This is a genomic window from Achromobacter sp. NPDC008082, assembly GCF_042957345.1.
GTDB classification, from domain to species: Bacteria; Pseudomonadota; Gammaproteobacteria; order Burkholderiales; family Burkholderiaceae_B; genus Achromobacter; species Achromobacter kerstersii_A.
On sequence record NZ_JBIBIB010000001.1, the window covers coordinates 676,242 to 690,719 of the forward strand.

The 14,478-nt window shown below is 65.2% G+C and carries 10 protein-coding genes; all 10 read right to left on the minus strand.

Annotated features, from left to right (window positions below):
- Positions 1 to 28: 28 nt before the first annotated feature.
- The 10 genes from ACFZAI_RS03135 to ACFZAI_RS03180 all read right to left on the minus strand — a co-directional run bounded on the left by ACFZAI_RS03135 (position 29) and on the right by ACFZAI_RS03180 (position 14,390).
- Complete coding sequence (locus ACFZAI_RS03135; protein WP_391565534.1) at positions 29 to 1,717, minus strand: sodium:solute symporter family protein; 1,689 nt, start codon at positions 1,715 to 1,717, stop codon at positions 29 to 31.
- A gap of 554 nt (positions 1,718 to 2,271) precedes the next feature.
- Positions 2,272 to 3,456 (minus strand): 2-methylaconitate cis-trans isomerase PrpF, encoded by a 1,185-nt coding sequence (gene prpF / locus ACFZAI_RS03140; RefSeq protein WP_391565535.1) that lies wholly within the window; start codon positions 3,454 to 3,456, stop codon positions 2,272 to 2,274.
- An 87-nt stretch (positions 3,457 to 3,543) separates the two neighbouring features.
- Entirely contained in the window at positions 3,544 to 6,159 is a 2,616-nt protein-coding gene (gene acnD / locus ACFZAI_RS03145; protein WP_391566256.1) for a Fe/S-dependent 2-methylisocitrate dehydratase AcnD, read from the minus strand.
- The gene (locus ACFZAI_RS03150) at positions 6,159 to 6,869 is read right to left on the minus strand and encodes a GntR family transcriptional regulator (protein ID WP_391565536.1); all 711 of its coding nucleotides are present in this window, start codon (positions 6,867 to 6,869) and stop codon (positions 6,159 to 6,161) included. Before ACFZAI_RS03150 ends, acnD begins: the two co-directional genes overlap by 1 nt.
- Before the next feature lie 144 nt (positions 6,870 to 7,013).
- Entirely contained in the window at positions 7,014 to 8,816 is a 1,803-nt protein-coding gene (locus ACFZAI_RS03155; RefSeq protein ID WP_391565537.1) for an NAD(P)/FAD-dependent oxidoreductase, read from the minus strand.
- Between the two features lie 260 nt (positions 8,817 to 9,076).
- Entirely contained in the window at positions 9,077 to 10,963 is a 1,887-nt protein-coding gene (locus ACFZAI_RS03160) for a sigma-54-dependent Fis family transcriptional regulator (protein WP_391565538.1), read from the minus strand.
- A 79-nt stretch (positions 10,964 to 11,042) separates the two neighbouring features.
- Complete coding sequence (locus ACFZAI_RS03165; RefSeq protein WP_391565539.1) at positions 11,043 to 11,894, minus strand: hypothetical protein; 852 nt, start codon at positions 11,892 to 11,894, stop codon at positions 11,043 to 11,045.
- Positions 11,895 to 11,982: 88 nt separating this feature from the next.
- On the minus strand, positions 11,983 to 12,954 hold the full coding sequence (locus ACFZAI_RS03170) for a Bug family tripartite tricarboxylate transporter substrate binding protein (protein WP_391565540.1): 972 nt from the start codon (positions 12,952 to 12,954) through the stop codon (positions 11,983 to 11,985).
- Positions 12,955 to 13,002: 48 nt separating this feature from the next.
- Positions 13,003 to 13,800, minus strand: coding sequence for an alpha/beta fold hydrolase (locus tag ACFZAI_RS03175; RefSeq protein ID WP_391565541.1), 798 nt, complete (start codon positions 13,798 to 13,800; stop codon positions 13,003 to 13,005).
- Entirely contained in the window at positions 13,797 to 14,390 is a 594-nt protein-coding gene (locus tag ACFZAI_RS03180) for an amino acid synthesis family protein (RefSeq protein WP_391565542.1), read from the minus strand. Before ACFZAI_RS03180 ends, ACFZAI_RS03175 begins: the two co-directional genes overlap by 4 nt.
- Between the last annotated feature and the right edge of the window lie 88 nt (positions 14,391 to 14,478).

Here is a 14,478-nt window from a genome sequence, read left to right on the forward strand (position 1 = left end):
TGTTGATGGGTTGTCGTTGGACGGGGTTTCACTGCGCGGCGTCGGCGGAAAGCTTTCCGGAAGGCGCTTTCATCATGGCTTCCTGCTCGTGATGAAACGACGTCACCCGGTCTGCCAGCAGCGTGAAATCAAAGCGTTCGCGGTTGCGCAAGCTAAGCGCCACGCACACGATGGCGCTGGCGCCGTAAGCGGTCAGGGACGCCAGCAGCACGATGTAGTCGCGCAGGTTGCCGATGAAGGCGGGCAGCATCACGATGGCGCCCATCGTGCCCACTGCAATCGCGGCCGTGCGGCCGAAGAAGCCGAACGTCATCAGCCCCAACACCACGCCGCCGCCCACGGCCGCGCAGATTTCAAAGCCCGCCGCGATCACGCCCGTCATGGGCAGCAGTTCGAAACGCACGATGGTGAACAGCGCCACGGCGGACAGCACCGAGCACACGAATGCGCGGTTGTTGACGCGGTCCCAGTAGAAGCTGGCGATCACCGGAAAGACGATGGCGCCCCACAACGCGCCTACGAACACCAGCATGACGAGGATGTCCAGCCGCAGGCTGGCGAAGATCACGCCAATCATCGTGGCGATGATCATGGTGGCGCGGCCCCACCACAGCATGCGGCGCGGGTCCGGGCGGCCGCGCGCCAGGTTCTTGGCGTAGACGTCCGTCATGACAATGGCCGACAGCGCAGCCAGATCGGAGTCCGCCGTGGACGACAGCGAGCCCACGACCAGCAGAAAGAACAGCGCGATGCCAAACGGCGGCAGGTAGGTGGACGCCATCTGCGGAATGATGTTGTTCATGTCGCCGTTGGCGGGTTCAAGCCCAACGAACAAGGCCAACAAGCCCAGCATGCCCAGCCCGATCACCACCGCGCCGTACCCGATGGTGGCCGTCAGGAAGGTGGGCTTGATCAAGTCTTCACGCACGGCGAATAGCCGTTGCGCGATGGTCTGGTTGCCAATGGCGTAGGCCAGCACCGCCACGAAGTAGGGCGCGCCTTGTTCCAGGATGGCTTTGGTCGAATAGAAGTCGGCCTGGTCGCTGTTCAAGCGCCACATGTTGGCTTGCAGCAAGTCTGGCCCGCCGGCGTTGAAGAAGATGAGCGGGATGATGATGACGGCGGCGATGATCATTGCCGCCAGTTGCGCGAAGTCGGTCATGACCGATGTGCGAAAGCCCGACCACAGCGTGTAAGACAGCACGCCCAGCCCGGCGATCAGCACGCCCTGGATGAACGTCAGCGGGCTCAGTATCGACACCAGCGCGCCTGCCGCGGTGAAGTTCACCATCAGGCTGATGCAGCTGCCCACAATGTTGGACACCGCCATGATCATCTGGCTGGACGTGCCGTGGCGCGCATGGATCACTTCGGCCAGCGTGTGCGCCTTGGGCGCCAGTTGTCTGAAGCGCTTGCCGAAGGGGTAGATGAACAGAATCATCAGCGCGCCCCAGAAGCCGTAATGCAGCGGGCCGGACAAGCCGTACTTGAATCCGGACGTGGCGCTGGCGTAGAAGGACGCCGCCCAGATCCAGGTGGCGATCATGCTGGCGGCCGACAGGCCAAAACCGACCGCGTTGTTCGACACCATGAAGCCATCCACGTTCTCGTGCTTTTCGCCAATGAATAGCGACATGAGAAACGTGGCGCCGTAGAAGCCGGCCAGCAACAAGATGGCCGTGGTGGCCGATAACTGGAAGAAAACACTCTCTTGCATCGTGTAGGTCCTTGCTCGTAGACGGCCAGGCACGAAACACCAATGATCGCGGCGCAGGGGTTGCACGTTTCGCGCGCGCGATCACATGCCTGCCCGCCCGGGCGGCGGATGGCGGCCCGGGGTGGACAAGACACAAGACACACCGTGATGGTGTCTTGCTGCGGCATTGGGCCGGCGCATCCTGGAAACGAAGACGTCGTTCGAGCGCGTGGTTTGAACGCGTGATTCGACGCCATAGCCCGAAGCCCTGGATGCAGGCGCAGCTCAATGCGGTGAGCAATGTTCCTGCTGGGTAAGCAGGTTTTTGTTCCGCAGCCGCCGGTATAAGCCGGGCGGCTGGGTGATGGTGTTTCGGCGCTGGCGCCGGGCCGCTGTGCGCGGCCGTGTGACGGGTGCCCTGGGATGACGACGCATCGTCAGGGTCCGGTGATGAGTAACAACAGCCCGAGAGTATAGGGACAGACGACGGCGGCGTCTACCCTTGAGGCCTGAAAAACCCGGGAAAAATAGGGGTTGCGAGCGATTGCTCGCAACCGGAGACGATCAATTCAGACTCAAAATCCGACGTTCGGCACGTGGACTCGCCCTTCCATCAGCACCCGCGCGCTGCGGCTCATGATGGCTTTCGTGACCTTCCATTCGCCGTCCACCAACTGCGCCTGCGCGCCCACGCGCAGCGTGCCGGAGGGGTGGCCGAAGCACACCTGATCGCGTTCGCCGCCGCCTGCCGCCAGGTTCACCAGCGTGCCGGGCACGGCTGCGGCGGTGGCGATGGCGACGGACGCCGTACCCATCATGGCGTGGTGCAGCTTGCCCATGGACAGCGCGCGCACCAGCACGTCAACGTCGCCTTCGCCAATGGCCTTGCCAGCGGATGATTCATACGCCTTGGGCGGCGCCACGAACGCTACCTTGGGCGTGTGCTGGCGGGCGGCGGCTTCTTCGATGGTTTTGATCAGGCCCATGCGCAGCGCACCGTGCGCGCGGATGGTTTCAAAGCGGGCGAGCGCCGCCGCGTCGCTGTTGATATCGTCCTGCAATTCCGTGCCGGTGTAACCCAGCGCCGACGCATCCAGGAAGATGGTGGGAATGCCCGAGTTGATCATCGTGGCCTTGAACGTGCCTACGCCCGGCACCTCCAGGTCGTCGACCAGATTGCCGGTGGGGAACATCGAGCCGCCGTCGCCGTCTTCGGCCGGGTCCATGAATTCCAGCTGCAATTCGGCGGCGGGGAAGGTCACGCCATCCAGTTCGAAGTCGCCGGTTTCCTGCACCGCGCCGTCAGTCATCGGCACGTGGGCGATGATGGTCTTCTTGATGTTGGCTTGCCAGATGCGCACCACCGCGATGCCGTTGGCAGGCACGCGGGCAGGGTCGATCAGGCCGTTGGTAATCGCAAACGGGCCGACGGCGGCCGACAGGTTGCCGCAGTTGCCGCTCCAGTCCACGAACGGCTGGTCGATGGAGACCTGGCCGAACAGATAGTCCACGTCATGATCGGGCTGCGTGCTTTTGCCGACGATGACGGTCTTGCTGGTGCTGGACGTTGCCGCACCCATGCCGTCGATCTGCTTGCCATAGGGGTCGGGGCTGCCGATCACGCGCATCAGCAGCGCATCGCGCGCGGCGCCGGGTACGCGGGCGGATTCGGGAAGATCGTCCAGCTTGAAGAACACGCCTTTGCTGGTGCCGCCGCGCATGTAGGTGGCGGCAATCTTGGTCTGGGGAGCATGGGCCATGGGGTTGTCCTGATGTCTCGGTGCGGATATGCGGATTCGGTGTGAAAGACTGGCGGGCGCGATGAGGCCCGCCCGTCAACGTCAAACTCAGCTGGCTTGCTTCGCGCCGCCTGCGGATTCGGCTTCCAGGAAGTCTTGCGCAAAGCGTTGCAGCACGCCGCCCGCGTCGTAGATCGATACTTCTTCCGCGGTGTCCAGACGGCAGGTGACGGGCACTTGCACGGTCTCGCCGTTGCGGCGGTGGATCACCAGCGTCAAGTCCGCGCGCGGTTTGCGTTCGCCGATGACGTCATAGCTTTCGGTGCCGTCCAGCGCCAGCGTCTTGCGGTTCACGCCCGGCTTGAATTCCAGCGGCAGCACGCCCATGCCGATCAGGTTGGTGCGATGGATGCGTTCAAAGCCCTCGGCAACGATGGCTTCCACGCCCGCCAGCCGCACGCCCTTGGCGGCCCAGTCGCGCGACGAGCCCTGGCCGTAGTCGGCGCCGGCCACGATGATCAGCGGCTGCTTGCGGTCCATATAGGTTTCGATGGCTTCCCACATGCGCATGACCTGGCCTTCCGGTTCCACGCGCGCCAGCGAGCCTTGCTTCACGCTGCCGTCCTCGTTCGTCACCATCTCGTTAAAGAGCTTGGGGTTGGCGAAGGTGGCGCGTTGCGCGGTCAGGTGGTCGCCGCGGTGGGTCGCGTACGAGTTGAAGTCTTCTTCGGGCAGGCCCATCTTGTCCAGGTATTCGCCCGCCGCGCTGTCCAGCAGGATGGCGTTGGATGGCGACAGGTGGTCGGTGGTGATGTTGTCGCCCAGCACCGCCAGCGGCAGCATGCCGCGCAACGTGCGCTCGCCGGCCAGCGCGCCTTCCCAGTAGGGCGGACGGCGGATGTAGGTGCTTTGCGGGCGCCAGGCGTACAGCGGGCTGACGCCGGCCTTGCGGTCATCCTGAATGCCGAACATCGGCGCGTACACCTTGCGGAATTGTTCCGGCTTGACGGCGGTCTTGACCACGGCGTCGATCTCTTCGTCGCTGGGCCAGATGTCTTTCAGGCGGATTTCCTGGCCGTTCTGGTCCAGGCCCAGCACGTCGCGTTCGATGTCAAAGCGGATGGTGCCAGCGATGGCGTAGGCCACCACCAGCGGGGGCGAAGCCAGGAAGGCCTGCTTGGCGTAGGGATGGATGCGGCCATCGAAGTTGCGGTTGCCAGACAGCACGGCGGTGGAATAGAGGTCGCGGTCGATGATCTCTTGCTGGATCTTCGGGTCCAGCGCGCCCGACATGCCGTTGCAAGTGGTACAGGCAAACGCCACCACGCCAAAGCCCAGCGCTTCCAGGTCGGGCAGCAGGCCGGCTTCTTCCAGATACAGCTGCACGGCCTTGGAACCGGGCGCAAGCGAACTCTTCACCCAAGGCTTGCGCGTCAGACCGCGCGCCTTGGCGTTGCGCGCCAGCAGGCCGGCGGCAATCACGTTGCGCGGGTTGCTGGTGTTGGTGCAGCTGGTGATGGCGGCGATGATGACCGCGCCATCCGGCATCAGGCCGGGTTCGTTTTCCACCACGCCCGAAATGCCGCGCGCGGCCAGATCCGACACGGGCAGGCGGCGATGCGGGTTCGACGGGCCGGCCAGCGTGCGCACGACGGTCGACAAATCGAAACGCAGCACGCGTTCGTATTCGGCGGTCTTCAAGCTGTCGGACCACAGGCCCGCCGTCTTGGCATAGGTTTCCACCAGCGCGATCTGTTCGTCTTCGCGGCCGGTCAGGCGCAGGTAGTCGATGGTCTGCTGATCAATCGAGAACATCGCGGCGGTTGCGCCGTATTCGGGTGCCATGTTCGAGATGGTGGCGCGGTCGCCTAGCGTCAGGCTGGCGGCGCCTTCGCCGTAGAACTCCAGATACGCGCCCACGACCTTTTCTTTACGCAGGAATTCGGTCAGCGTCAGCACCACGTCGGTGGCGGTGATGCCGGGTTGCGCACGCCCCGTGAGTTCCACGCCGATGATGTCCGGCAGGCGCATCCACGACGCGCGGCCCAGCATCACGTTTTCCGCTTCCAGGCCGCCCACGCCGATGGCGATGACGCCCAGCGCATCCACGTGCGGCGTGTGGCTGTCGGTGCCGACGAGCGTGTCGGGGAACGCCACGCCGTCTTGCGTGTAGATGACGGGCGACATCCGCTCCAGGTTGATCTGGTGCATGATGCCGTTGCCCGGCGGCACGACTTCGATGTTGCGAAACGCCTGCTTGGTCCAGTCGATGAAGTGGAAGCGGTCTTCGTTGCGGCGGTCTTCCACCGCGCGGTTGCGGGCGAAGGCGTCGGGGTCGGTGCCGTCGAATTCCACGGCCAGCGAATGGTCCACGATCAACTGCACCGGCACAACCGGATTCACCTTGGCCGGGTCGCCACCTTTTTCGGCGATGGCGTCACGCAGGCCCGCCAGGTCCACCAGCGCGGTCTGGCCCAGGATGTCATGACAGACCACGCGCGCCGGAAACCACGGAAAGTCCAGGTCGCGGCGGCGTTCGATCAGCTGCTTTAACGCATCGGTCAGCATGGCCGGGTCGCAGCGGCGCACCAGGTTTTCAGCCAGCACGCGCGACGTATAGGGCAGGCCGGCGTAAGCGCCCGGCGCAATGGCTTCGACGGCGGCGCGCGCATCGAAATAATCCAGGCGGGTGCCGGGCAGGGTCTTGCGGTACGAGTGATTCATCATGCCTCCGTGCGCTGCTGCTTGCTCTGCGCGATCTGTTGTTCGATGTTGATGCGCGACACACGGATGTGCCGCCGCATCAGGATTTCAGCCAGCTCGCCATCGCGGTCGGCAATGGCGTCAAGAATGCGGTGGTGTTCGGCGTAGGCCTGGCGCGGCCGGTTGGGCGTGGTCGAGTACTGGATGCGGTACATGCGCGCCAATTGATAGAGCTCGTCGCACAGCATGCGAAACAGCATCTGGTTGCCGCTGCCCTTGACGATGCGATAGTGGAAATCGTAATCGCCTTCCTGCTGGTAGTAGCCCAGCCCGGCTTGAAAGGCCGCGTCGCGCTCGTGCGCTTCCAGCACGCCGCGCAGTTCAGCGATTTCAGAGGGCGGCATGCGTTCGGCAGCCAGCCGGCACGCCATGCCTTCCAGCGATTCGCGGATTTCGTAGAGTTCGGACAGCTCTTGCTGCGACAGCGACACAACGCGCGCGCCCGCATGCGGTACGCGCACCAGCAGCTTCTGGCCTTCAAGCCGGTGCAGCGCCTCGCGCAGCGGCCCGCGGCTCACGCCATGGATGCGCGCCAGCTCGGGCTCGGAAATCTTGCTGCCCGGGGCGATCTCGCCTTTGACGATGGCGGCCTGGATCTTCTTGAAGATGTGATCCGACAGCGTTTCACCATCGCCCGGCGGCGTGCCTGGCAGGGTCAGCACTTTGCTCATTGTGTCAACAATCTATCCGGTTTCAGGGGTAAAAATCGGGATAAAGCGTTCTTGGACGCCAGATTGTCAACAATTTAACGTGCAAGCGCCGCCGGCGCAAGCGGCTGGGGAGGCCGCTTGCGCCGGAGGGGTCAGCTGGGTTCGCTACCGCTTGTGGTGCACCTCCTGCAAGCCGTAGACCTGTACCGGCAACCCAACGTGCCGCGCCTTCAGTTGCAGCGACAGGTATTGCGAGTAATGCCGCGACTGATGCAGGTTGCCGCCGTGAAACCACAGCCCTTCCTGCTGCGTGGGCTTCCACATGTTGCGCTGTTCACCTTCCCAGGGGCCGGGGTCTTTCGTGGTGTCTGAGCCCAGGCCCCAGCACTTGCCTACCTTGTCGGCGACCTCGGGGCTGATCAGGTCGGCCGCCCAGCCGTTCATCGAGCCATAGCCGGTGGCGTAGACGACCAGGTCGGCGGGCAGCGTGACGCCGTTCTTCAATACGACGGCTTCGCGCGCCAGGTGGCTGACGTCGGTGCCGGATTGCAGCTTGATGCTGCCGTCGATGATCAGGTCGCACGCGCCTACGTCGATGTAATAGCCCGAGCCGCGCCGCAGGTACTTCATGAAGAGGCCGGAGCCGTCGTCCCCCCAGTCCAGCATGAAGCCGGCCTTCTCCAGCTTGGCGTAGAACTCCGCGTCGCGCTCGCGCATCTGTTCGTACAGCGGAATCTGAAACTGCGCCATGATCTTGTACGGCAGCGACGCAAAGGTCAGGTCCGCCTTGCGCGTGGTCATGCCGTTGGCCAGCGCCTGTTCGGAATACAGCCCGCCCAGCCCGATGTCCATCAGCGAATCCGACCGCACGATATGCGTGGATGAACGCTGCACCATGGTGACGTTGGCGCCGCCTTCCCACAGCGCGGCGCAGATGTCATGCGCCGAATTGTTGGCGCCGATCACCACGACGTTCTTGCCGCGATACGCATCGGGACCGGGGTGCTGCGACGAATGCTGCTGTTCGCCCCGGAACTCGTCCTGACCCGGAAAGCGCGGAATGTTCGGCTTGCCCGACATGCCGGTGGCCAGCACCAGCTGCTTGGGGCGCAACACCACGGGCTTGCCCTCGCGCAGCACCGTGACTTCCCATTCCTGTTTCGCGTCGTCATAGCGTGCCGACTCGCAGACGCTGGACGTCCAGTAGTTCAGCTCCATCACCTTCGTGTACATCTCGAGCCAGTCGCCGACTTTGTCCTTGGGCGCGAATACGGGCCAGTTTTCGGGGAAGGGAATGTAGGGCAGGTGGTCGTACCAGACCGGGTCGTGCAGGCACAACGACTTGTAGCGCTTGCGCCAGCTGTCGCCCGCGCGTTCGTTCTTTTCGATGATGATGGTGGGCACATCCAGCTGGCGCAGCCGCGCGCCCAGCGCAATACCGCCTTGCCCGCCGCCAATGATCAGCACATAGGGCTGGGTTTTGTAGCCCAGTTCCGCGGCTTCCTGCTCGCGCTTTTCCAGCCAGGTCTGGCGTTCGCGGCTGCTGCCGTGTTCGGCGCCCTTGGGGCGGCGCGTGCCGCTGGGTTCTTCATGGCCTTTCAGTTCGGACATGGTGGTCAGCAGCGTCCAGATCTTGCCGTCTTTCACGCGGATATGACCGTAGCCGCGCGCAAGATTCGTGTCGATATGCAGCCAGGCTTGGAGCAGGCCGCCGTCGTCGGACACGGCTTCGCGTTCGTCGCGGGTGAAGCGCACCGGCTCCACTTGCGACAGCTGTTGCGCGAGCATGTCGCGGATCTGGCCGCGGCCTTCCAGTGTGCGCAGGTTCCAGCTGAAAAGTACCAGGTCGCGCCAATAGCATTCGTCCTGGAACAGGCCGGCAACCGCATCAATCTCCTTGTTGCCCAATGCTGTGTTCAGGCGGGCGAGCACCGCGTCCAGGGCGGCATCGGCGGGGTCTGTCTGCATGTCTTGTCTCCTTGCCCGAGGCGGGCGTTGTGGTCATGGCGGATGGCTCCGTCCATTGACGCCGCAGCCTGTGCCGGCCGGTGGGCGTCAAGACTGCACACGCAAATGCCGTGCCAGGTGTGAAGGTCTGTCGAACGCCCGGCGCGGCGGGGCGCACGCGATGCGGCGGTGGGGCGTACTGTGGCAACACGCCTCACCTGTTGCAGCACGGTGTGGCGCCCGGCGCTGACTTTGCGCCTGACTTTGCGCCTGGTTTTCGCCTAACGCTTCAGACCATAGCGCCGCATCTGGCGGTGGACGGTGGAGCGGTCCATGCCCAACTGCCGCGCTGCTTCCGACACGTTGCCGCCACAACGGGCCAACGTGGCGCGCAGCGCCGCTTCTTCCGCACTGGCCGCCATGCCTGCCGGCGAAAACGTTTCCGGCAGATCTTGCGGCGTGATGACGCCGTCTTCGCACAAGGCGGCGGCCACCGCGATGACGTTGGCCAGTTCGCGGATATTGCCCGGCCACGCATGCGCCTTCAGCGCCAGCAGCGCGGCGGGCGACAGCACGGGTGCGCCGGATTCGTCTTGATGGCGCGCCAGCATGCGGGCAATCAGCCAGTCCAGGTCTTGGCGCTCGCGCAGCGGCGGCACGGTCAGCGTAGCGGCGTTGATGCGGTAATACAGGTCTTCGCGAAACCGCCCCTGGCGCACCTGTTCGCCCAGGTCGCGATGCGAGGCCGACACCAGCGACAGGCGCACCGCGCGCGGCGCGTTGGCGCCGATGGGCGTGACTTCGGCTTCGGCCAACACACGCAGCAAGCGGCTTTGCAGCGCCAGCGGCATGTCGCCGATTTCGTCCAGGAACAAGGTGCCGCCGTCAGACGCTTCGATCAGGCCCTTGCGGCCTTTGGGCGCGGCGCCGGTATACGCGCCGGGCAGATAACCGAACAGTTCGCTTTCGATCAGGGATTCGGGAATGGCCGCACAGTTCACGGCGACAAAGCTGCCCGGCCGGCGGCTGTCGTCGTGAATGGCGCGGGCCAGGTATTCCTTGCCCACGCCCGTTTCGCCTTGCAGCAGAATGGGCAGCCCTTGGCGCGCGAGTTTCGCGGCCCGCACTTGCAGCGCCGCCATCTTGGCGTCGCCGCCGTCCAGCCCGCGCAGCGCGGACGGCGTGGCGCGTACGGCGACCGTAGCGCCGCGCAGGTGGCGGTTCGGTTCAATGGCGTGCGCGAACAACGCGTTGCCGTCGCGGGCAACGATCAGGCGGTCTTGCGGCGCGTGGCCGCGCGTGTAGTGCGGCAGGTCGTCCAGCTGCACATCAAAGAAGCGGGTCACGGGCTGGCCGATCAGGCCGGCAGGGCTGCGCCAATCCAGCCCGGCGGCGCGCGCCAGCAGCTTGGCGCCGGAATGCGTCATGCCCAGAATGCGGCCAGACCCGTCCAGCGAGATGGCCGCTTCCGGGTCCACGTCCAGAAACTCGGGCGACCGCGCAAAGCGCAGCACCCATTCATTGCGTGTGCGCGCCATCAGGTTGGCCAGTTCGATGCGGCGCGTGGTGCTGTTGACCAGGTGCAGCGCCAGGTTCTGGCTGGTCTTCAGGCTGGGCGAGCTGAGCAGCGAAATGTCCAGCACGGCGGCCAGTTCGCCATCGGCGTTGTAGATGGGCGCGGCGGTGCAGGACAGCGGCGTGTGCGTGTTGTCGAAGTGATCGGTCTGGTGGATGGTCAGCGCTTCGCCGGTTTCCAGGCAAGCGCCCACGGCGCAGGTGCCGGCGCGCGGCTCGGACCATTCAGACCCCAGGTACAGGCCGGCCTTGCGCAGCTTGTCGGTTTGCAACGGGTCGCCCAGGAATTCCACGGTGACGCCCTGGCGGTCGGCCAGCAGCAGCACATAGTTCTGGCCCGCCACCTGCTTGAAGAGATGGTCCAGCCCGCTGCGTGCAATGTTGATCAGCGCTTCGGATTGTTGCCGGTGTTCGCGCAGCCGGCCGTCAGGCACGATGTAGGCTTCGCACGCCTGGGCGGGGTCCAGCTGATATTGATCCAGGCAGCGCAGCCAGCTGCGCACCACATGCGCATCGCGCTGTGTGGGGCGGCCGCGGCCTACCTGTTCGATCTCGCGGATATGGGCGGAATGCAGGGATTCCTGACTAGGCATGTCGTCTCCATGTTGCGCCCGATCTGCGCCGGATCAACAAGTCAGCATGCCCAGAGACGGACCCGCTTGTAAATGGTGGTTATCCAGCGGTCTCGCTGTCCATCGAACGCAGCGCCTTGGGAATGGGATAACGCTTGCCGTCAAAGCGCAGCGTATGGCGCGTCTTGCCCTGGCTGACGGTTTTTTCAGAACAGCCGTCTTGCTGCACCGCGGCACGGCTGGCGGAGTGCGAGTCCGTGAGCACCACGTCGCGCCAACCCTTCGTTTGTGCGGTGCCCATGGCCAGGCTGACCGCGCGTTCCTTGAATTCGCCCGCGCAGGTGGTGTCCCATTGGCCGGATGAGCGGTTGACGCTCAGGCCGTCGAGCACCAGGCGCAATTCGTTGTCTTCCACGGTGAAGAGCCGCAAGCTGGTTTCATCAAAGGGGTTGGCGCGCGAGGCGCCTTGGCGTTCGATGCGGATGCCGAAGGCGCGGCGGTCTGCGGTGACGTCGTAGCGCGCCGTATCGAACGACAGGCCGTCGATGCGCACGGCGTCATCCGACATCAGATCCACCAGCGTGCGGCGCTGCTGCACTTGCAGCGTCTGGCGGTCCAGCACCAGCACTTCCAGATCGCCTTCGTGGCCGTTTTCGGGGTCGGGCGTGTCCTGCATCAACGGCACCGCCACCAGCAGCAAGTCCGGGTTGGCCGGCCAGGCCTTGCACGCCACCGCGAACGGCGCGCCCACATCCGCGTCAGAAATCGTCACGATGGCGTGGCCTTGCTTTAGGCGAATGCGGCCTTCGTGGTCGGGCTGGTCGTGGTTTTGATATACGGTGCGCACGATGTCGGCCGCCTGAGGGCAGGGGCCGCCTGCGGCTTGCGCCACGCCGGTCAACAGGGCGGACAAGGTCAGGGCGCCGGTCAGGCAGGAAAGGGGGCGGGGCATCGTGGGCGGGCAGGGACGAAGAAGACCGAATTCTAATCAGGCCGCCTGCCGCCGTAACCCCCCTTTCGCTACGGGCCGCTACAGATCGCTACAAGTCGACCCGCACCTTGCCCGCCTGCACCAGTCCGGCCACGTCGCGGATTTCTGACAGCAACGCCTGTTGCAACTGCTGGGGCGTGCCGCCGGTGGGCTGGAACCCCTGTTCGGCCAGCTTGGCGTGGACGGCGTCGGTTTGCAGGGCGCGGTTGATGCCCTGGTTCAGCGCCGCAATCGTCGTGTCCGGTGTGCCAGCGGCGCAGTACGTGCCGAATTGAATCTGCGCATCGAATCCGGCGTAACCGCTTTCGGCGACGGTGGGAATGTCGGGGTATTTCGTCAGGCGTTCGCGGCTGGTCACCGCCAGCACGCGCAGCCGGCCGCTTTTCAGATACGGTTCGACGGCGGCAACGGTGGCCACCACCAGCTGAATCTGGCCGCCCAGCAGGTCCGTCATCATGGGACCCGTGCCGCGATACGGCACATGCAGCATGTCGATGCCGCAGGCGGCTTGCAGCAGCTCGGTCGCCAGATGCTGCGGCGTGGCGTTGCCGGGCGAACCGAAGGTCAGCCCCTTGGGCTCGCGCTTGGCCTGGGCGACAAGTTCAGCCAGCGTCTTGGCGGGCAGTGCGCTGTTCACGGCCACCATGTAGGGCGAACGCGCAATCGGGCAGACGGGCGCCAGCTGTTTCAACACCTCTTCAGGCGGACGCGCGTAGTAGCGCACCGACGGCACCAGCCCCGCAAACAGCAGCACGCTGCCGTCCTTGGCGCCGTTGGCGGTGTAGTCGGCGCCCAGCATGCCGCTGGCGCCAGGCTTGTTTTCGACGACCACGGAGCGGTCCAGTGCGCTTTCTAACGTGGCGGCGATGACGCGGCCCAGCACATCGGTGCCGCCACCGGGCGGGAAGGGCACGATCACGCGCAACGGCGCGTCGCGTGCGGCGGCGTAGCGGCTTAGCGATACGGCCAACGGCGCCGCCGCGGCCAGGGCCAGGTGCTTCAAAACAGTTCTGCGATGCATGCGGTTGTCTCCATCTCCGCCCGTCGGGGCGTGTGCCGATCGTCTCTATCAGGCGGACGATTCAGCGGTGGCCGGCTGCTGGGCCGGCAGTAAAAAAGCGTGCAGCGCTGCGGCGACGACGGCGGGGTCCTCTACCGGCAGCATATGCCGTTGGCGGTCGATGACGCGGGCGCGGCTGTCGGGCAGCGCCCGCGCCAGGCCGCGCGTCATGCGCGAGGTGGACCCGACGTCGTGCTCGCCCGTCATCGCCAGCGTGGGGCAGGCAATGTCGGGCGCGGCTTGCGCCAGGAGCTGATCGCCTTCGGCGAATAAACGGTAGGCGGCCAGGAAATTGGCGCGGTCGTTTTGCACCAGCCGTTGGCCGATGGCTGCTACCCGCTCGGGCCGCGCCGCCTGGAACGCCGGCGTGAACCAGCGTTGCAACGAGACTGCGGCGGCGGCTTGCACGTCTTGCGTGGCGGCGGCGTCCAGGCGCGCCATCACCGCTTGCACCTCTTCCGGCGTGCGCTGGAACACCGTGCTCAAGAGCACCAGCCGCTTCACGCGTTGCGGCCGGGCGGCGGCATAGGCGCCTGCAATCAAGCCGCCCATGGAATAGCCCAACACGTTGGCGTGCTTCCAGCCCGCCTGATCCAGCTCGGCGTCCAGCTGCGTGATGAAGTGCTGGATGTCGGCCGCGCCGGTGATGCCGGGCGCCGCGCCATGCCCAAGCAGGTCGTAGCGCAGCACGTCGAAATCGGCTTCCAGGTACGGCACCAGATCATCCCAGAGCGTATGGTCCAACCCCACGCCATGCAGCAGCACTAGCGGCGCGCCACGGCCGGAACGGCGGCGGGGCGCGCTCATTTCGATTGCGCCTCTTGCGCCAGTTCCTGCAAGTCGGAATAGCGGTTGCCAATGCGGTGATGCGGCCGGCCAGAGGTCGCGGCGCCCAGCGCGATGACGATCTCGTCCGGAGCCGGCGCGTCGGCAATGTTGGTTTGCACGGTCAGGTAGTGCGAGCGCAGGCCTTCGTCTTGCTTGTGCATCAGCGGCACCGAAATCACGCAGCCAGGGCCGCCGCGCATGTTGGTGAAGCTGAGGTAGCTGGTGCCGCCCACGGCATTGCGATACGCATTGCCAAAGCGCAGCGTGTGAATCAGCGCGGACGCGTGTTCGACTTCGCCCGCCGTGCCCACCACCGCGGCCTTGCCATAGGCTTCGATCTGATCGGCCGAGCCTGCCTGCCGCAAGATTTCTTCCACCAGCAGCTCGCCCAGCGGCGGGGCGTTTTCCAGAATCTGCGGGCGCAGGTCTTCCTGGAAGGGCAGGCCGGCCCACGGGTTACGAATCACGGCGGCGGCCACGATCATGATCAGCGGCCGATCCGCCGCCTTGCCGCCTTCGATCAGGGTCTTCTCGACATAACTGACAATCTTGCGTACTTGCAAAGCCATTCCGGTGCTCCCGTGCATGTGGATAACGATGGAGCCATTGTTGAAGCGGCAGCCGAATTTTGACAATCCAAATTAACGTAAGTTAATT